The 18,908-nt window shown below is 69.3% G+C and carries 17 protein-coding genes and 3 tRNA genes; 10 read left to right on the forward strand and 10 right to left on the reverse strand.

What is annotated here, in order from left to right:
* Positions 1-486 precede the first annotated feature (486 nt).
* Positions 487-2,553 carry a hypothetical protein gene (locus ACNYC2_RS27850; protein ID WP_419704849.1) on the forward strand — a complete coding sequence of 689 codons (2,067 nt, stop codon included), beginning with the start codon at positions 487-489 and terminating at the stop codon, positions 2,551-2,553.
* Positions 2,554-2,734: 181 nt separating this feature from the next.
* On the opposite strand, the gene ACNYC2_RS27855 is transcribed toward ACNYC2_RS27850, so the two are convergent.
* Positions 2,735-2,818 (reverse strand) — tRNA-Leu (locus tag ACNYC2_RS27855).
* A 240-nt stretch (positions 2,819-3,058) separates the two neighbouring features.
* Between ACNYC2_RS27855 and ACNYC2_RS27860 the strand changes: the two genes are divergently transcribed.
* From ACNYC2_RS27860 to pknB, 7 genes are read left to right on the forward strand one after another with little or no spacing between them, the layout of a single operon-like run.
* Positions 3,059-3,775, forward strand: a complete 717-nt coding sequence (locus ACNYC2_RS27860) for an FhaA domain-containing protein (protein ID WP_020017306.1) — start codon at positions 3,059-3,061, stop codon at positions 3,773-3,775.
* Positions 3,776-3,785: 10 nt separating this feature from the next.
* Positions 3,786-4,277, forward strand: a complete 492-nt coding sequence (locus ACNYC2_RS27865) for an FHA domain-containing protein FhaB/FipA (protein ID WP_357448197.1) — start codon at positions 3,786-3,788, stop codon at positions 4,275-4,277.
* A 7-nt stretch (positions 4,278-4,284) separates the two neighbouring features.
* Positions 4,285-5,802: a PP2C family protein-serine/threonine phosphatase gene (locus ACNYC2_RS27870; RefSeq protein ID WP_419704850.1), complete on the forward strand. Its 1,518-nt coding sequence runs from the start codon at positions 4,285-4,287 to the stop codon at positions 5,800-5,802.
* On the forward strand, positions 5,799-7,304 hold the full coding sequence (locus ACNYC2_RS27875; RefSeq protein WP_419704851.1) for an FtsW/RodA/SpoVE family cell cycle protein: 1,506 nt from the start codon (positions 5,799-5,801) through the stop codon (positions 7,302-7,304). Before ACNYC2_RS27870 ends, ACNYC2_RS27875 begins: the two co-directional genes overlap by 4 nt.
* The gene (locus ACNYC2_RS27880; protein ID WP_419704852.1) at positions 7,301-8,836 is read left to right on the forward strand and encodes a peptidoglycan D,D-transpeptidase FtsI family protein; all 1,536 of its coding nucleotides are present in this window, start codon (positions 7,301-7,303) and stop codon (positions 8,834-8,836) included. Before ACNYC2_RS27875 ends, ACNYC2_RS27880 begins: the two co-directional genes overlap by 4 nt.
* Positions 8,833-10,593 carry a protein kinase domain-containing protein gene (locus ACNYC2_RS27885; protein WP_419704853.1) on the forward strand — a complete coding sequence of 587 codons (1,761 nt, stop codon included), beginning with the start codon at positions 8,833-8,835 and terminating at the stop codon, positions 10,591-10,593. The genes ACNYC2_RS27880 and ACNYC2_RS27885 overlap by 4 nt, the downstream gene beginning before the upstream one ends.
* A complete protein-coding gene (gene pknB, locus ACNYC2_RS27890; protein WP_419704854.1) occupies positions 10,594-12,624 on the forward strand; it encodes a Stk1 family PASTA domain-containing Ser/Thr kinase in 2,031 nt (676 codons plus the stop codon).
* Between the two features lie 57 nt (positions 12,625-12,681).
* Here the strand turns inward: pknB and ACNYC2_RS27895 are convergent, their stop codons facing one another.
* The 4 genes from ACNYC2_RS27895 to ACNYC2_RS27910 are packed head-to-tail and all read right to left on the reverse strand — an operon-like array spanning position 12,682 to position 15,172.
* Positions 12,682-13,344: an aminodeoxychorismate/anthranilate synthase component II gene (locus ACNYC2_RS27895; RefSeq protein WP_419704855.1), complete on the reverse strand. Its 663-nt coding sequence runs from the start codon at positions 13,342-13,344 to the stop codon at positions 12,682-12,684.
* 24 nt (positions 13,345-13,368) lie between these two features.
* Positions 13,369-13,527 (reverse strand): hypothetical protein, encoded by a 159-nt coding sequence (locus ACNYC2_RS27900; RefSeq protein ID WP_357448182.1) that lies wholly within the window; start codon positions 13,525-13,527, stop codon positions 13,369-13,371.
* The gene (locus ACNYC2_RS27905) at positions 13,527-14,360 is read right to left on the reverse strand and encodes a class E sortase (RefSeq protein WP_419704856.1); all 834 of its coding nucleotides are present in this window, start codon (positions 14,358-14,360) and stop codon (positions 13,527-13,529) included. Before ACNYC2_RS27905 ends, ACNYC2_RS27900 begins: the two co-directional genes overlap by 1 nt.
* Positions 14,357-15,172 carry a DUF881 domain-containing protein gene (locus tag ACNYC2_RS27910; protein ID WP_419704857.1) on the reverse strand — a complete coding sequence of 272 codons (816 nt, stop codon included), beginning with the start codon at positions 15,170-15,172 and terminating at the stop codon, positions 14,357-14,359. Before ACNYC2_RS27910 ends, ACNYC2_RS27905 begins: the two co-directional genes overlap by 4 nt.
* 145 nt (positions 15,173-15,317) lie before the next feature.
* On the opposite strand from ACNYC2_RS27910, the gene ACNYC2_RS27915 reads away from it, so the two are divergent.
* Positions 15,318-15,590, forward strand: a complete 273-nt coding sequence (locus tag ACNYC2_RS27915; RefSeq protein ID WP_116673029.1) for a cell division protein CrgA — start codon at positions 15,318-15,320, stop codon at positions 15,588-15,590.
* Positions 15,591-15,759: 169 nt separating this feature from the next.
* Here the strand turns inward: ACNYC2_RS27915 and ACNYC2_RS27920 are convergent, their stop codons facing one another.
* Together ACNYC2_RS27920 and ACNYC2_RS27925 are read right to left on the reverse strand one after the other, a co-directional pair.
* The gene (locus ACNYC2_RS27920; protein ID WP_419704858.1) at positions 15,760-16,641 is read right to left on the reverse strand and encodes a rhomboid family intramembrane serine protease; all 882 of its coding nucleotides are present in this window, start codon (positions 16,639-16,641) and stop codon (positions 15,760-15,762) included.
* Positions 16,642-16,726: 85 nt separating this feature from the next.
* Positions 16,727-17,266: a peptidylprolyl isomerase gene (locus tag ACNYC2_RS27925; RefSeq protein ID WP_357448172.1), complete on the reverse strand. Its 540-nt coding sequence runs from the start codon at positions 17,264-17,266 to the stop codon at positions 16,727-16,729.
* Positions 17,267-17,389: 123 nt separating this feature from the next.
* Here ACNYC2_RS27925 and ACNYC2_RS27930 point away from each other — a divergent pair, with 123 nt between their 5' ends.
* Positions 17,390-18,445 carry a hypothetical protein gene (locus ACNYC2_RS27930; RefSeq protein WP_419704859.1) on the forward strand — a complete coding sequence of 352 codons (1,056 nt, stop codon included), beginning with the start codon at positions 17,390-17,392 and terminating at the stop codon, positions 18,443-18,445.
* Positions 18,446-18,590: 145 nt separating this feature from the next.
* On the opposite strand, the gene ACNYC2_RS27935 is transcribed toward ACNYC2_RS27930, so the two are convergent.
* From ACNYC2_RS27935 to ACNYC2_RS27945, 3 genes are all read right to left on the reverse strand, one after another.
* Positions 18,591-18,663: transfer RNA gene (locus ACNYC2_RS27935), tRNA-Ala, on the reverse strand.
* Between the two features lie 12 nt (positions 18,664-18,675).
* Positions 18,676-18,795 (reverse strand): DLW-39 family protein, encoded by a 120-nt coding sequence (locus ACNYC2_RS27940; RefSeq protein ID WP_274994665.1) that lies wholly within the window; start codon positions 18,793-18,795, stop codon positions 18,676-18,678.
* 35 nt (positions 18,796-18,830) lie between these two features.
* Positions 18,831-18,904: transfer RNA gene (locus ACNYC2_RS27945), tRNA-Ile, on the reverse strand.
* Positions 18,905-18,908 lie beyond the last annotated feature (4 nt).

An 18,908-nucleotide genomic window follows, 5' to 3' on the forward strand; every position in this document is an offset into this window, starting at 1 on the left:
GGCAGCAACGCGCCTGGGGCGCTCCCGGACGGTGTGTATGCCACGGCAATCGCTGCTGACTCCTTTGCCCTTCTGGTGCTCCGGAGCGACGGCCACGTCGATTTGCATCGGTACAGCGGGTCCGATGAATTGACGCATCACCTGCCTGCTCCACCGAACACGAGGTATACGGCAGTGTCGACAGCGGGGTTCGGGAGTGGGAGAGTGCTCCGCTCGGACGGAGTCGTAGTCGACTCGGCCGGCCGGATCGTGATGACGCCTCCCGAGGGCTTGACGTACACGGCCATCTCCTCTGACCTCGCGCTACGGTCAGACGGTGTGCTCAGTTCCTCGACGAACGTGAGATGCCCCGAGGCGCGTGATCCGGGTGCGGGGTTGCGCTACACAGCTGTCTCCGCCGGAGACAGCTACACGCGCTGGGTCGCGCTCCGGAGCGACGGCGCGCTCGTGTATTGCGCAGCCGGTGTCGATGGGTCCAGTGCGACGGTGATCGAACCACCGGCCGGGACGCGGTTCGTCGGCATCCAGATGGGTCAGAGCGAGGCGATCGCCGCCACTGCGGATGGTCGGGTGATCTCGATGGAAGCAGGGCAGCTCGCGGTCGCGCCGACGGGACGCTCGATCATCTCACTCACCACGATGGGCGACGGCGACGGTGCCGCTGCCCTCGACAACGGAACAGTCCTCAGCTGGGGTCTCAGCAGCGATGACTCGGCACCGCCTGTGCTCCCTTCCGGCCGGGATGTCTTCTCGGCCGTCACCAGCGGCCACTACAGCAGCGAACCGCACTGGGCGATCATGGTCGGTGACCCTGTCCCGGTTGAGGTGTCCGTGGAGCCGGCATTGCCAGCGGACCGTCCGTTGCGTGTCACGGATAACCTCAACCTCGAGGTGAGCGCCACTCTTACGGACGGGACACCGGTCAGCGGTCGAGCGGAGACCACGGTGCGGGGACCCGATGGTCAGGAGCACACGCTCGAACCGGAGAATCTGTGGCCCGATTCCGCAGTGATCACCTGGATGCAGGACGAGCACGAGCAGATCGGAACCCACACGGCGGCCGTTGCCTTTGTCAGCTCGCCCTACGTCACGACCACCGTCGAGACCTTGCTCGACTTCGCCGAACCCAGCCCGGTCGTGCTGACCATCTCGGGTCCGACCACCTGGCGCCAGGGCTCTTACGACACGCTCTGTTTCAGGCTCGTCACGGAAGACGGATCACCCCTCTGGTGGGAGGCGAATAACTCAGTCACGATCAGCGTGGACGGCGATCCGGGCCAGTCCCACGACTTCTACCTTCCCTCCCAGAACGGCAGGCTGATCACGGCGTGCATGCGTGACTTCGAGCTCGAGCTCGAGCCGGGAACGTACACAGGCCGGTTCACCTTTGAAGGCTGGGGCGAAGCCGACTCGGCATCATGGAGCGGAGAGGTCGTTGTCCTCGGCATGCCTGCGACGCATGTCGAGAGCGACCTCCCGTCGTCCTGGCACTACGGACAGATGCCTGACTCCATCGGCGTCGACGTGCGGTCCGACTCGCTCGTCCCTGCGGGGGTCGCCAGGCTCTACCTCGACGACCTTGCGCCTTTCGCGTTCGGATACGGCGCGCGGCTCGACGGGACCGGTCATGGCTGGATCAGGACGGGCGACGAGGACGAGCTGGTTCCCGGCACCTATCCGATGGTCCTGAAATTCCAGGCGGATGGAGGCTTCCTCGACTCCCGTCTCGAGCGGACGGTCACCGTCAAGCCGGCATCGTTCACGACAGCCACTCCGACGATCACCGGAACCGCGAAGGTCGGCTCGACGCTGACCGCGGTACCAGGCACCTGGTCGCCCACGCCCACCAGCTACCGCTACGTGTGGAAGGTCGACGGCGTAGCCGTCACGGGCGCTACGTCGAGCACGTTCACCGTCCCGACGTCAGCGGGGGGCAAGGGGATCACGGTGACGGTCACCGGCCTCAAGCAGTACTACGAGTCGTCGGCCACCAGCGCCCCCACCGTCGCGACCGGGACCTTCACGGCTCCGCAGCCGGCGATCAAGGGCACGGCACAGGTGGGCCGCACGCTGACGGTGACCCGCGGGACGTGGTCGCCGACGCCGTCGTCCGTGGAATACGTGTGGAAGGCGAACGGGGTGACCATCTCGACCCAGACGTCGAGCGCGTTCGTGGTGCCGGCCTCGGCGAAGGGGAAGCGTCTGACCGTCACAGTCGTCGGCTCCCGCGCCGGGTACACGAAGAAGTCGGTGACGAGCCCTGCGACGTCGATCGTCGCCGCGGGGACCTTCACGGCACCACGGCCCACGATCAGCGGGACGATGCGGGTCGGGTCGACACTGACGGTCAGCCGCGGGACGTGGTCGCCCGTGCCGTCGTCGGTCACGTACGTCTGGAAGGCGGACGGCGTCACGATCGCGACGCGGACGAGCAGCCGGTTCGTCGTCCCGACGCGGGTGCGGGGCAAGCAGCTGACGGTCACCGTGACCGGGTCCCTGGCCGGCTACACGACCAAGTCGGCAGCGAGCTACCGGACGACGACGATCCGCTGACCCCGGATCAGGGCTCTCCGAGGCGGTGACATCCCCGGATGTCGCCGCCTCGGCCGTGTCCATCCCGGCCGAGCCACCTGACATTGCGGGTAGAACTGCCCATATCGGATCACTTTTTGGTACCGAAGCCCGGGCATGACGAAGGCCCCGACTCGATGAGTCGGGGCCTTTCGTAACAACGTGCGCGAGGGGGGAGTTGAACCCCCACGCCCTTTCGGGCACACGGACCTGAACCGTGCGCGTCTGCCTATTCCGCCACTCGCGCGCTGCTGGATGAGAGGCTAGCACGGCACGGACGTCGTCTCCGAATCCAATAAGCGTGAAGTGGTTCACGTCCTGCCGCAGGTCCGGTAGCGTGCGGATCCGCCCACGCCTCTCTTCACCGCGCCACCTGAGGGAAGATCGGAGAAGATCCGCAGGACATCCACAGTAATGGAGTCTGCGGGGACCGACCGGTCTATACGATCTAGGTAGTCTGCCCGGCGCAGACCCGGAAGGAGGTGGCATGGGCGCCCTGGACCGCTTCGAGAAGAGCGTGGAGCGCATGATGAACAACGCGTTCGCCAAGGTGGGACGTGGCGAGGTGAAGCCCGTCGAACTGGCGAGCAGGCTTCGTCGCGAGCTGGACGACCGTGCCGCGGTCGTCGGACGTGACCGTACCGTTGCCCCGAACGAGTTCACCATCGAGCTCGCTCCCGACGACTTCGCCCAGATCGAGGCGTGGGGTGCACAGACCCTCGCCGACGAGCTCGCGTCCAACATCACGGCGTACGCGGCGACGCAGCACTATGCGTTCGTGGGCCCCGTGAGCGTGACGTTCGACGAGCAGTACGAGCTGGTGCCCGGCCGCTTCACAGTGCGGTCGCGCAGCGTGCAGGGAAGCGTCGCTCCGGCGACGTCCGGCGCGCCGACCGGCCGGCACCCCTTGATCGACATCGATGGTCAGCGGTACCTGCTCACCGGACCGGTGACCGTGATCGGGCGTGACGCCGAGGCGGACATCGTCGTGGACGACCCGGGAGTCTCCCGCCGTCACCTCGAGATCCGCGTGACGCCGGACGGCGTCGTCGCGACCGACATGGGCTCGACCAACGGCCTGTACGTCGAGGGCCACCAGGTCCCGGCGGCGACCCTGCTCGATGGCAACACCATGACCATCGGCCGTACCCGCATCATGTTCTGGACCGGCAGTGCTTCCGGTGCAGACAACGAGGACTGGTGAAAAACCCGACATGAGCGAGCTGACGTTCACCCTGCTTCGGCTGGGCTACCTCGTGCTGCTGTGGGTGTTCGTGCTCTCCGCCGTCGCCGTGCTCCGGCGCGACCTGGCAGGACCACGTACGCCCAGCGGCCGACGGCGCCGGCCGGAGCTCGCGGGGCCGGCCCCGACGCCGACCCCGGCCGGTGGCGCGCCCCGCGCTCCTCAGCGCGGCGGCCCTTCGCGGCTCGTCGTGGTGGCAGGCCCGCTCACGGGGACCACCATCCCGCTCACCTCGTCCGGCGTGCTGATCGGGCGCGCGCCGAGCTGCACGCTCGTGCTCGACGACGACTACTCGTCGTCCCGTCACGCACGGATCTTCCCCCAGGGCGGCCAGTGGTTCGTGGAGGACCTCGGCTCCACGAACGGCACGTACATCGGCGAGGAGCGGGTGCAGGGTGTCCTGCCGCTCGCCCCCGGTGTGGGTGTGCAGATCGGACAGTCCGTCGTCGAGCTCCAGGGATGACCATCACGTGACCGTGACCTTGCGGTATGCCGCGCGCTCCGACGTCGGCCTCGTCCGCTCCAACAACCAGGACTCCGCCTACGCGGGCCCCAACCTCCTCGTCGTGGCCGACGGGATGGGCGGGCACGCGGGCGGCGACGTCGCGTCCGCGCTGACCATCGCGGCCCTCGTGGCCCTCGACCGGCCCGACCACAGCTCCGACCAGTCGATGTCCGAGCTGGAACGCTCGATCGACCGCGCCAGGCAGGACCTCGTCGACGCGACGACGGCCGACCCGGACCTGGCCGGCATGGGCACCACCGTCACAGCGCTGCTGAAGTCCGGCAACACGCTGGCCATGGCACACCTCGGCGACTCGCGTGCGTACCTGCTGCGCGACGGCACCCTGGCCCAGGTCACTGTCGACCACACGTTCGTGCAGCACCTGGTCGACACGGGCCGCATCACGCCCGACGAGGCCGAGACCCACCCGCAGCGCAACGTCGTCATGCGGGTGCTCGGCGACTTCGACCTCGACCTCACGCCCGACCTCTCGATCCGCGAGGCGGTGCCCGGCGACCGCTGGATGCTCTGCTCCGACGGCCTGTCCGGCTTCGTGCCCGACAGCGAGATCGCCGAGGTCCTCATCTCGGTCGCCACCCCGCAGGACGCCGTCGAGCGGCTCGTCTCGATGTCCATGCGCGCGGGCAGCACCGACAACATCACCGTCGTCGTGGCCGACGTCCTGGACGACGCCGCGGCGGCCACCACCGCAGCCACCGTCACACCGGAGATCGTCGGCTCGGCCGCGCTCGCCGGCGTGACCGCGGCGGGCGACCCCGCGTCCCCGACCGCCCTGCCCGCCTCAGGCTCCGGCATCGACGGCGACACGGTGACCAGCTTCACCCGGTCCACGGTCCCGTCGGGCGGCCAGCCCGCACCCGCGCCGATCTCCGTCGGTGTCCTGCCCGACGACGCGGCGCGCGACGACCTCGCCGACACCCTCGAGCAGGCCATGATCGCCGGCGCCCCCGACGAGGAGCAGTACCAGCCGGACATCCAGCCCGACGAGGACCTCGAGGAAGAGGCCCGCGAGGAGGAGATCCCGCCGAGGAAGCGGGTCTGGCTGACCGTGCTCGGAGCGCTGCTCCTGATCGTGGGCCTCGCCCTGGCAGGCTGGGGCGGCTACCGCTGGACCCAGACCCAGTACTACGTCGGTGAGTCCGACGGCCAGGTCGCCGTGTTCCGGGGCATCCCGGCGACGGCAGGTCCCCTGACGTTCTCGACCCCGGTCGAGCTCACCGGCACCCGCGTCGACGAGCTGCCCGGATTCATCGCCGACCGGGTGCAGGAGACCATCCGGGCCACGTCGCTCGAGGACGCCCGCGGACGCGCCGACCGCCTCATCGCGGACGCCGCCGAGGAGACCGAGCCGTCTCCGTCGCCGTCACCCAGCCCCTCGACGAGCGACGAGCCGGACGCGAGCTCCTCACCGACGCCCAAGTCGACCACCAAGAACGACTCCGACCAGGAGGCGAACGGATGAGCGGCCTCCAGCTCGAGGAGAAGGCGCCCACCCGCATCGCGGAGGCGATCCTGCTCGTCGTCGCGCTGGCCCTCGGCATGGGCGGCATGTGGATGGTCGGCTACGCGCTCGAGGACGATCTGCCCGAGGGTTTCTGGACCTACTCGATAGTCCTGGCCGCGCTGGCGTTCACCACGCACATCGTGCTGCGCCTGCGCGCACCGTACGCGGACCAGGTGATCCTGCCGGCCGTGGTGCTGCTGAACAGCGTCAGCATGGCCATGGTCCTGCGGCTGGACCTGTCGCCGGCGACCATGATGGTCGGTGCCAACGCACCCCGCCACATCATGTGGTCGTCGATCGGCATTCTTCTCGCCTGCGTCATCATCTTCGTCATCCGGGACCACCGGAGCCTGCGTCGCCTTACCTACACCGCGATGGTCGTGGGCGTCGTCCTGGTGGTCCTCCCACTGGTCCCCGGGCTTGGCAAGGAGATCAACGGCGCCCAGATCTGGATCTTCATCGGCCCGTTCTCGCTGCAGCCTGCCGAGTTCGCCAAGATCGCCTTCGCGGTGTTCTTTGCCGGCTATCTGGTCGCGAACAGGGACACCCTGGCCCTGGCCGGCAAGAAGTTCCTGGGCCTGCAGCTGCCCCGGCTGCGCGACCTGGGCCCGATCCTGATCGTCTGGGCCGTGTCGCTCGCGGTCCTCATCGGCGAGAAGGACCTCGGGACGTCGCTCCTGTTCTTCGGCCTGTTCGTCGGCATGCTGTACCTCGCCACCGACCGGGTGGGCTGGATCGTCATCGGCCTCACCATGTTCGCCGGGGGCGCCCTCGTCGCCTGGTCGTTCTTCAGCCACGTACAGGCCCGCGTGGACGTCTGGCTCGACCCGCTCAACCCGGAGCTGTACGACCGCAAGTTCGGCAGCTCGTACCAGATCGTCCAGGGCATGTTCGGCATGGCACACGGCGGCATGTTCGGAGCGGGCTGGGGCGAGGGCTACTCGGACCGGGTGCCGTTCGCCTTCTCCGACTTCATCTACGCGGCGCTCGGCGAGGAGCTCGGGCTCACCGGGCTGCTGGCGCTCCTGCTGATCTACCTGGTCATCGTCCAGCGCGGCCTGCGCCACGCGGTCGGTGTGCGCGACGGATTCGGCAAGCTGCTCGCGGGCGGCCTCGCGTTCGTCATGGCGCTGCAGCTCTTCGTGGTGGTGGGCGGCATCACCCGCATCATCCCGCTCACCGGCCTGACCCTGCCGTTCATGGCGCAGGGCGGATCCTCCCTGCTCGCGAACTGGATAGTCATCGCCCTCATGCTGCGCATCTCCGACGCCGCTCGACGCCCCTCGGCCCTGCCCACCCGCGGCGCGCTGGCCGACCCGGTGCCCGCACTGGTGGGCGGCGACGCCATCGAGGTGGGCGGCCCCGGCGTGGGCCCTGTCCAGGCGGGCACCGAGGCCGGCGCCGGCCGAGGTGCGACGCCCGACGACGCGACCCAGATCGTCCGGGGGGTGGAGCGGTGAACACGACCCTGCGTCGCCTCTCGACCGTCGCGATGGCCATGTTCCTGGCCCTCATGGTCTCGACGACCTGGATCCAGTTCGTCACCGCCGGCGAGCTGAACGAGGATCCGCGCAACTTCCGCAACATCTACAGCGAGCTGGGCCGCGACCGCGGGCCGATCGTCGTGGGCGGCGAGCCGATCGTGACGTCCGAGGAGGTCGACGACGACTACAAGTACCAGCGCGTCTACTCGGGCGGGGACGCGGGCGCTGCCAGCGTCTACGCGCCGCTGACCGGCTTCTTCGCGGTCACCGGCACCTACACGGGGCTCGAGCGCTTCGCGAACGGGTACCTCGGCGGCGAGGACGACTCGCTCTGGCTCGACCGGCTGCAGAACCTCATCACCGGTGAGGAGGCGCAGGGTTCTTCCGTCGAGCTCACCATCGACCCCAAGGTCCAGCAGGCCGCCTGGGACGCCCTCGGGGACTACACCGGCGCGGCCGTGGCCCTGGACCCGAAGACCGGCGCCATCCTCGCGATGGTCTCCAAGCCGTCGTTCGACCCGAACTCCATCGCGGTGCACAGCGCCGGTGACGCGACCGCTGCCTACAACGAGCTCCTGAACCAGAAGCCGCGGGTCAACTCCGAGGACGGCGAGGTGCGCCGCAGCACCTACGGGCCGACGATCAACCGCACCATCAACGCCACGTACCCGCCCGGCTCCGCGTTCAAGCTGCTCACCTCGGCCGCCGCGATCGAGTACAACGGCGTGACCCCCGACTCCGAGATCCCTGCGGAGGTCGTCTACCAGCTCCCCGGCACGACCGGCCCCAACGGTCAGGTGGGGAACTTCGGCGGTGAGACCTGCGACCCCTCGGGCAAGATGACGCTCAAGAGGGCGCTGGCGATCTCCTGCAACACCGCGTTCCTCGACCTGGCCAACGAGGTCGGCAAGGACGGGATGCAGCGGATGTTCAAGGACTTCGGGTTCAACGAGTCGATCGACGTCCCGATGACGACCACGATCGGTGCGTACCCGGGCCTCATCGGCGGCGACGAGGACGACGACTCGGCCGCTCGCATCTCGCTGTCCGGCATCGGCCAGGGCAGCGTTCGCATGACGCCGCTCCAGGTCGCCATGATCTCGGCCGCCGTCGCGAACGACGGCGACCTCATGGAGCCGTACCTCATCCAGAGCGTGCGGGACAGCGACCTGGAGCTGGTCAGCCAGACGAAGCCGAGCCGCTACAAGAGCCCGTTCTCGTCGTCCACGGCGGACGCGCTCACCGAGATGATGGTCGAGGTCGTCAACGACGGCTCCGGCGAGGGCGCGCAGATCCAGGGCGTCCAGGTGGCGGGCAAGACCGGCACCGCCGAGGACAACCCGCGGTCGCCCACGCTGTGGTTCACGTCGTTCGCCCCGACCGACGACCCGCAGGTGGCGGTAGCGGTCGTGCTGGAGAACGGGGGCCAGTCCACCAACGAGACCACCGGTGGCGCTCTGGCTGCGCCGATCGCCCGACAGATCATGCAGGCGGCGATCTCGAGATGAGACCGGTCGAGGGTCTGACGCTCGGTGAGCGCTACACGCTCGTACGGCGCATCGCCATGGGCGGTATGGGCGAGGTCTGGGTGGCGCGCGACGAAAAGCTCGCGCGCGAGATCGCCGTGAAGGTGCTCCGCGAGGAGTACACGGGCAACGAGGACTTTCTTCGTCGCCTGCGCACGGAGGCCCGGAACTCGTCGACCCTCGTTCACCCCAACATCGCGCAGATGTTCGACTACGGCGAGGAGAACGGCGCCGGCTACCTCGTCATGGAGCTGGTCCTGGGCGAGCCGCTCGCCGACCTGCTCGAACGCGAACCGGTGCTCCCACCCGCCAGACTTCTGCCGATCCTGGCCCAGACGGCCCGCGGCCTGCACGCCGCCCACCTCGCGGGCGTGGTCCACCGCGACGTGAAACCGGGCAACATCCTGCTGGAGCATTCCGGCACGGTGAAGATCACCGACTTCGGTGTCTCCGTGGCGCAGAACCAGGTGCCCATGACTGCCACCGGCATGGTCATGGGCACCGCGCAGTATCTGTCTCCCGAGCAGGCGGTGGGGCAGTCGGCCACCGGCGCGTCCGACATCTACGCGCTCGGTGTGGTCGCCTACGAGGCCACGGCGGGCCGTCGTCCGTTCACCGGCCGGACGCCCGTCGACATCGCCATCGCGCACGTCAACGCGCCGGTCCCGCTCCTGCCGACGTCGGTCCACCCCGGGCTCTCCGAGACCATCACGCAGATGCTGGAGAAGGATCCGGCGCAGCGCATCTCCTCCGCGGACCAGCTCGCGCGGCACCTCGACGTGCTCGCCGCCGAGATCGCGGAGGACCCGTTCGGCAGCTCGCGCTACGCGCGCCGGGCCCGCCGCGACGGACAGGCTTCGGGCCCGCAGCGGTCGGGCAACAGCCGTAGCGGCGCGGGCGCGCAGCCCGGTCCGTCCCACGCGCGCAGGCAGACACCGTTCGGCCAGACCAGCGGCGGTCGGCACACCACGGTCACGAACGCGCAGTCCGCGCCGCCGAGCCCGGACCGTGGCACCCCCGCCGGCGGATACGGCTCGGGCACGCCCGCGGGCGGTTACGGCTCAGGTCCCTTCGGTTCGGGAGCCCACGGTTCCGACTCGGCCGGATACGGCACGACGTCGGGCACGCACGGGACGGACGCCTACGGGCGCCCCTACTCGCCCGCGCCGGGCACTCCCGCCGGCGGCCCGGGCTCGGGGCAGTACGGCACGGACTCCGCCGGATACGGCGCGGACTCCGCGGGCTACGGCACCACGTCGGGCACGTACGGGACCGACGCCTACGGTCGACCACACGGTTCGGGCTACGTCCCGCCGCCGTCGATCGGCAACGGCGCAGGGAACGGCGGGCGGTCCTACCCGTCACGTCGCGATCTGCACTCGACACGCCAGGACGGGCGGAGGGTCCCCCAGCAGGGCCGGTCCGGGGGGCACCCTGGGAAGAGACGAAGTCTGTCGTCGGACATCCAGCGGTGGCTGGGCGGGATCGAGGACCGCATAGGGGTCCGCGTATCCTGGCCGCTCGTCGCACTCGTCGCAGTGCTCCTGGTGGTCCTCATCATCACGCTGGTCTCCGGAGGCGGCGACAACAGCGCTCTGCAGGAGCCGTCGGGTTCCTCCGAAATCCACGGCGAAACGCTGAATCCCCCGGTAGCCGCCTCAGCAGCCGCTTCTGGGATGATGTTTTTCAACGAGTCGTACGCCCTGAGGCAGACGGCCATGACATCTAAGGACGTATGAGTGGTGGAGAACACGCCCCGCGTACTCGCCGGCCGTTACGAGGTCGGCGAGCTTGTCGGCCGTGGCGGCATGGCCGAGGTCCACATCGGCCACGACACCCGTCTCGGTCGTACCGTCGCGATCAAGGTGCTGCGTTCCGACCTCGCTCGTGATCCGTCCTTCCTGGTGCGCTTCCGGCGCGAGGCGCAGTCCGCCGCCGCGCTGAACCACCCTGCTGTCGTCGCCGTGTACGACACGGGCGAGGACATCCACCAGAACGCCGCCGGCGAGGACGTGCACGTCCCGTTCATCGTCATGGAGTACGTGGAGGGCCACACGGTCCGCGACATCCTGACCGACGGCGCGGCGGTGCCCATCGAGGAGGCCGTCGAGATCACCGTCGGCGTGCTGAGCGCGCTGGAGTACTCGCACCACGCGGGCATCGTGCACCGCGACATCAAGCCCGCCAACGTCATGATCACGCCCACGGGTGCGGTCAAGGTGATGGACTTCGGCATCGCCCGGGCCATGGCCGACTCCGCCGCGACGATGACGCAGACGAACGCCGTCATCGGCACCGCGCAGTACCTTTCCCCCGAGCAGGCCCGCGGCGAGCAGGTCGACACGCGCTCCGACCTGTACTCGACCGGCTGCATGCTGTTCGAGCTCCTCACCGGCCGTCCGCCGTTCCAGGGCGACTCGCCCGTGGCCGTCGCGTACCAGCACGTGGGCCAGGAGCCGCAGCGGCCGTCCGAGGTCGCCACGGACGTCCCCGACGTGCTGGACCGCATCACGCTCAAGGCACTGACGAAGGACCGCGAGCAGCGGTACAGCACCGCCGCCGAGTTCCGGCGCGACCTGGAGTCCGCGATGCGCGGCGGCCAGATCAGCGCGCCGATGGTGGGCGCCATGATGGGTGCGACGCAGGTCGCGGGCCAGCCCGCATACGGCGCCACGCAGGTCATGTCGCCGACCCCGAGCTGGGGCCCGGCGACGGCGCAGCAGAGCCCGGTCACGCCCGGCGGGGGATACCCCGGCCAGCCGACGCGCGATCAGCAGGAACCCGAGAAGAAGAGCAAGGCCCTCATGTGGTGGCTGCTCGGGATCGCCCTGGCGGCGGTCGCGGCCATCGCTATCGCGATGGCGGTGGAGAACGCGAACAACAACCGCGCGCCGACGACGGTCTCCGTGCCGACCATCGCGGAGGGCCTGACCGCCGAGGACGCAAGGGCCCAGATCGAGGCGGCCGGACTGACGTTCGAGCAGGCCATCGACCAGGACTCCGACCTCGACGAGGGCCGGACGACCGGGGAGACCGACCCCGCAGCGAACACGAAGGTCGAACCCGACTCGACGGTCACCGTCTACGTCGCCGGCGCGCCGGGCCAGGTCACGGTCCCCGAGCTGAAGAACCTGTCCGAGGCCGACGCTCGTGCCGAGCTCGAGGAGCTCAACCTCACCGTCGGCACTTCCCAGACAGAGAACAGCCCGAACATCGCAGAGGGCAACGTGACCAAGAGCGAGCCGGGTGCAGGCCAGCCCGCGCAGGAGGGCGACGAGGTCGTCCTGTACCTCTCGACGGGCAACACCACGCTCCCGAACGTCGTCGGCCAGACCAAGGAAGGCGCCACCGCCCAGCTCGCGAACCTCGGCCTCGGCACCATCGAGTGGGACGAGGAGGAGTCCGAGGAGTACCCGCCGGGTACCGTCGTGCGCACCGACCCTGAGGCGGGTGACGTGCCGCAGGGGCAGGCGGTCACCATCTTCCTCGCGGTGGCGCCGGAGCCCACGGAGACGCAGGTGCCCAACGATCTCGTCGGCAAGACGCTCGACGAGGCCCAGGTCGCCTGTACCGGTGCGAAGATCACCTGTGACCAGACGTCCGAGGAGGCCTCGGACATCATCGCCGCCGGACAGGTCATCAGCTCGGACCCGCCGCCCGGCACAACCGTCGAGGAGGGCGCCTACATCGGCCTCGTGATCTCGACCGGTCCCGCCGAGGGCGGCGGCGAGGGAGAGGGCGAGGGCGACGGCGAGCCCGTCTTCCCGTAGCGCGACTGCGCTGACCGGTTGGTACCGGTCAGCGCAGGACAGGCATGGCGCCGTCGGTCACGTGGTGACCAGCGGCGCCATTCCCTTTGCCCGCTCGACCGCTCCCTCGAGCCCGCAGGTCTCCAGCCAGTTCGCGAGCAGCCGGTGACCACCCTCGGTGAGGACGGACTCCGGGTGGAACTGCACGCCGTGCAGCGGCAGCTCCCGGTGCTGCAAGCCCATGACGATGCCCGACGCCGTCGTGCACGTGACCTCGAGCTCCGCCGGCACGCTGTCCGGCGTCACGGCGAGCGAGTGGTACCGCGTAGCGGTGAACGGGATGGGCAGACCGCTGAGGACACCCTGGCCGGTGTGCTCGACGAGGCTCGTCTTGCCGTGCATGAGCTCCGGGGCGTGGGTCACCTTGCCGCCGTACACCTCGGCGAGGGCCTGGTGTCCGAGGCAGACCCCGAGCATCGGGGTGCGGGACCGGGCGCAGGCACGGATGACGTCCTCGGAAGCGCCGGCCTCCGCCGGGGTGCCCGGTCCGGGGGACACGAGCACGCCGTCGTAGGGCTCGGGGGAGCCGGAGCCGTCGTCGTACCAGTAGCGGCCGTCGGCGTCGGGGGAGGGCACGGCGTCGTTCCGGACGACTACGGTCCGGGCGCCGATCTGGTCGAGGTAGCCGACGATCGTATAGACGAACGAGTCGTAGTTGTCGACGACGAGGATGCGCGTCATGGTCAAATGCTACGGCGAGGACCGCTAGGCGCCGACCGTCGTGTCGTTGAACGGCATGTACTCGCTGAGCCACGGGAAGAACTCGGTGAAGCACACGGCGACCACGCCGAAGATGAGCACGAGGCACACCAGGAACTTGAACCAGCCGGGGCCGGGGATGGCCCGCCACAACAGCCCGTACATCAGCCCATCAGCTCCTTCGGCTTGCCTTCGCCCACAGGGGACCAGTAGTCGAGCTCGCCGTGCACGATGTACCGCTCGGTCGCGGAGAACATCGGGTGGCAGGACGTCAGCGTGATGAACCGCTTGGTCAGCTTCGGCATGTCCTGGTCCTTGGTCACCCCGGGCACCGGCGCGATCACCTCCACGTTCTGCGGGAGGACGATCTTCGACTCGGTCACCTTGTAGACGTACCAGTTCTCCTTGGTACGGACCACGACGGCGTCACCCTCCTTGAGCTCCGCGATCTGGTTGAACGGCTTGCCGTAGGTGGTGCGGTGCGCGGCGACGGCGAAGTTGCCGAGTCCGCCGGGCATCGCCGTGCCGTTGTAGTGCCCGATGCCGATGGTGTCGAGCACCGTCGCCTTGTCCGTGCCCTCGGCGACGGGCTTGATGTAGTCGTCCCCGAACCGGGGGATGAACATCTGCGCGAAGAGGGTCCCGGCCTCCGGCGGCTCCTTCATGACCGGCGGCGAGTCGCGATTTTCGACGGAGGTCGCCGGACCGGTCTGGGCGCCCTCCCAGTCCATCTCGGCGATGATCTCGCTCTGGGCCCGCTCGCCCTCGACGTCGGTCCACCAGAGCTGCCACACCACGAAGAGACCGAGCACGACACCGGCGGTCACCAGGAGCTCGCCCAGGACGCCGATCAGCCAGGCGACCGGCCGCATGGGCGCCGCCGACCCGCTCGGGCGCCGCGCGTTGCGCGGACCCATGCCGGAGGGGCCGCGCTCATACGCGATGGGGAAGACCTCCTGTGGCAGCGGCACGTTGTGGCCGGCCTGCGCGTGGGTCATCCAAAGACCTCCGTACCGTCGGGAACCGTCGCATACTGCAGACCTCCGCCGTCGTACGCGGGGAGGTCGAGGTTGTCGCTGCGTCGCACGTCCCAGCCCAGGTGCACCCAGTCGACGTACTCGAGATACGTCTGCACACCCTCGGAGCTCATCAGCGACGACTCCATCTTCGCCGGGTTACCGACCGCCGTCACCTTGTAAGGGGGTGAGAACACCTTGCCGTGCAGCAACAGGATGTTCCCGGAGCAACGGAACGCAGACGTCGAGGTCACACGCTCACCCTGCAGTGTCATGGCCTCGGCCCCACCGGCCCACAGCGCGTTGATCACGTGCTGCAGGTCCTGCTGGTGCACCACCAGGTCGTCGGGCTGCGGCTCCACCCCGCCAGGCCCCGCGCCGACCGACGTCGACGGCGCGTCGTCGAGCGTCACCGTGAGCCCGGTACCGCTGACCGGCTCGGAGCCGGACACCACGCCCTCGCGCTCGACCAGGTCGCCGTCCAGCCGGGGGACGGTGGTGCCGGTGCGAGCGCTCAGCGTCTCGATCTCCCGGTCCAGCTCGCCAGCGCGCTCGGTGAGCTCCGAGACCCGGCCCGTCTCGGCGTCGACGAGCTGGGCGAGGTCCTGTGGATCACGGGTGTCGGCACCACCGCCGTCGGCCAGGCGAGCGCTCGCACTGAACATGAGTCCGGCCAGCACCGCCACGGCACCCACGCTCAACCAGGACCGCCATCCCGCGCGCGTCGAGGCGCGGAAAAAGCCCGTCGCACTGTCCTTCGCGGACGGCGCGGGGGTCGGTTCGGCTCCGGTCACCGCGTCCCTCCTGCAACAATCGACAAACCCACTGACGCGTCTGGTCACGCCTGCGGCCTGTGGAGCACTACGCTAGTCCAAGAGAAAGCAGACGTCGGCTCGGCACACCCGTCGGGCAGACCACCCCAGGACAGGAGCCCGCCTCGTGCCCGAGTCGAAGTCCCGCAACAAGAAGAAGGTCACGCCCAAGGCTGAGAAGTCCGAGGCGAAGGTCGCGCTGCCCGGAGAGGCGACCAACCCGCGCTGGCTCGCTCCGGTGATGCTGACCCTGATGATCCTCGGCCTCGTCTGGATCGTGACGTTCTACCTCACGAGCTCCGGCCTCGGCCTGCCGATCCCGCAGATCGGTCAGTGGAACCTCGCGGTCGGCTTCGGCCTGATCATCGTCGGTTTCGGCCTGACCACGCGCTGGAAGTGAGCGTTCCGCGGCCGCGCTGAGGCGGCCGCGGAACTGTATCCCTATTTATCCACAGCTGTGGGTAAAGCTGGGGAAAAGAGAGTGGTGACACACCGCCAGGTGTCGGAAACGGCCCAGTTGCTCGTGTCGTACGGGTATTGAACCCAGGCCGGGGGCGTCGCCGCTCCGGTCACAGGAGACCCACCGAGCTGTACCGCACCACCGCCAGGACTACCAGGAGCGCGATGCCGGCGAGCGGCACCGCCCAGGCGACGACGGCGCGGCGGTCCTTCGGCGCGTAGGCGTACGCGGCGGCCACCAGCGCTCCTGTGACGAGCCCGCCCAGGTGCGCCTGCCAGGAGATGCCCGGCACGACGAAGCCGATCGCACCGTTGATCACGAGCAGGACGACCACCTGGCCCATGCTCCGGCCCAGTCGCCGCATGACGGGAAGCATCGCCCCGAACAGGCCGAACACCATGCCGGACGCGCCGACCACCGGCGTTCCCCAGGCGTTCGACGTGAACGGGTCGCCCGCGAGGAGCAGCACACCGACCGACCCGCCCACCGCGGAGAGCAGGCACAGCACGCCGAAGCGCACCCGCCCGAGCAGCGGCTCGAGGAACTGCCCGGTTATCCACAGGGCGTACATGTTGAACAGGATGTGCAGCGGCGACGTGGAGTGCAGGAACGAGGCCGTGAGGAAACGCCACGGCTCGGCCGCACCACCCGCGGGCCAGAACCACAGCAGCCGCGTCCATTCCCCCGCCGTCACCAGCTGCAGCAGCCAGCTCACGACGCAGATCCCGATGATGGTGAACGTGACGACCGGCCGGCCATTGACCGCAGCGCTGTCGGCGGAGCCGCCGAAGACGGTCCGGACGCGCGGGGCAGAGCGCTTCGCGTCCCGGACGCAGTCGACGCACTGCACGCCGACGGCCGCCGGCCGCTGACACTCGGGGCACGCGGGCCGGCCGCACCGCTGGCAACGCACGTAGGCCACCCGGTCCGGGTGGCGCGGGCACACGGGAGCCTCGGCCTCGGTCGGCTCGTCGGCGGCCGGGTCGTTCATCGCGATACGTCCTCAGTCCCCTCGGTCCTCAAGTACTCGCTGGTCGTGCCTGATCCTGCGGGAGCGGCGCGGTCGCCGCCGTCCCTCAGGGCTCGATGGTGACCGACGTGATCGTGATGTCGTCGACGGGGCGGTCGCCGGGACGCGTGCGGGTCTTGCCGACCTCGTCGACGACCGTGCGCGAAGCGTCGTCCGCGACCTTGCCGAAGATGGTGTGCTTGCCGTTGAGCCACGGGGTCTCCGCGGTGGTGAGGAAGAACTGCGAGCCGTTGGTGCCCTCGATCTCGCCCGTCACCGGGTTGCGACGCTTGCCGGCGTTGGCCATCGCGAGGATGTACTTCTCGTTGAACTGGAGCTCGGGGTGGATCTCGTCGTTGAACGTGTACCCGGGACCGCCGGTTCCCGTCCCGAGCGGGCAACCGCCCTGGATCATGAAGTCTTCGATGACACGGTGGAAGATCAGGCCGTCGTAGAACGGGTCCTTGCGCTCCTCGCCCGTCCGCGGGTCCGTCCAGGCCTTCTCGCCGGTCGCGAGGCCGACGAAGTTCTCGACAGTCTTGGGCGCGTGGTTCGGGAAGAGCTCGATACGGATGTCACCGGAGGTGGTGTGCAGGATTGCGAACATGTATCAATCCTCCCACGGAGCGGCCCGCTGATGCTGCACCGACGTCGCTCGCCCTCGCCAGTGGGCCCGTCCGGTGGCAGAGTGGCATCTTGAGGACTATTTGAACAGTTCGAGGGGAGCTTCATGACCCGCAAGAAGGTGACCGACTACGTGGACACGAGCAAGATCGACACCGAGAAGGTCAAGGAGAGGGCGGCGGAGGCCGCAGCTCTGCTTTCCGACGTCAGCTCCAAGGCCGCAACACAGGCTGGGGTCGTAGCGGCCCAGGCCAAGGACCGGGCCTCGAACGCCAAGGACTGGGCCCAGCCTCGCGTGAACGACTTCATCGCGTGGCTGACGCCGCGTGCGGAGAAGGCGTGGCAGGACAGCCTCCAGGCTGCCGCCCCCCAGGTCGAGAAGGCCGCAGGCAAGGCAGCGCCACTCATCGACTCCGCACACGACAAGCTCGTGGACGACCTGCTGCCGAAGATGGTCGCCGCGTTCAACGGCGCGGCTGCCAACGCCGCGACCGCACAGAACAAGGCCGCGCTGGCAGACTCCGTCGCCAAGGCGGCGGAAGAGGCCAACAAGAAGGGCTCCAAGAAGGGCTGGCTCGTAGCGCTGGCGGCCGGTGGCGCGGCCGTGGCCGGCTACGTGTTCTGGAAGCGTGCGCAGCCCCAGACCGACCCGTGGGCCGAACCCTGGGAACAGGGCGCGAGTGCCGACTACTCGAACGGCGCCGCTCGGCACTCGTCCGGCGTCGGTGCGGCGGCAGGTTCCGCCGTCGCCAAGGGCAAGGAGGCGGGGGCCAAGGCCGCGCAGACGGCCAAGGACCTCGGCGCCCGGGCCTACTCGGCGGCGAGCCCCGCGTTCGAGGCGGCCAAGGAGAAGGCCGCACCGGTGCTGGAGAAGGCGGCCCCGGTGCTGGACGCCGCGAAGGAGAAGGCCGCTCCGGTCCTGGACGCGGCCTGGGCGACGGCGCAGAAGGCGAGCACCGCCGCACAGAAGCGCGGCGGTAGCGACCCCGCAGCGCCGGCGTCGGGGGAGACCGACCTCGGGTCCAGCGAGACCGCTGCGACCACCGAGAGCCCGCTCCTCGACGAGGCGGTTCCGGCCGACTCGGCGGAGGACCTGCCCCTGGTGGACGAGGTTCCGCCCGCGAAGCCCAAGCACGCGGGGGAGGGCAAGCAGGAGGGCTGACCTCCGCTTCCCCATGACAGGAGGGCCTGGCCAGAGCGGCCAGGCCCTCCTGTCATGTCCGGAGCGAGCGAATGCTGTCGTCGGCCCCAGGACCAGGGCACAAAAAAATGACCTGCGGCGAGAGTATCGCCGCAGGTCATCGCGGTGGAGCCAGGGGGACTCGAACCCCCAACCCCCTGCTTGCAAAGCAGGTGCGCTACCAATTGCGCCATGGCCCCTCTGCGAGCTGCTCAGTCGAGCGAGTCGGTGACCTCGGACCACAGGTCGCGTCCCGCGGCGTCCTCGCTCAGCTTGCGCCAGAGAACGTAGCCGGCTCCAGCAGCGAGCAGCACTATCAGCAGCTTCTTCACGAGTTCCTCCTGAGGAGCCTCTGCAGGTCCGGGAGTGGGGCTAGGAGGACTTGAACCTCCGACCTCTTCCTTATCAGGGAAGCGCTCTAACCGTCTGAGCTATAGCCCCGGGC

Origin of the sequence: Promicromonospora sp. NFX87 (assembly GCF_048564965.1) — a bacterium.
In the GTDB taxonomy this organism is placed as follows: Bacteria; Actinomycetota; Actinomycetes; order Actinomycetales; family Cellulomonadaceae; genus Promicromonospora.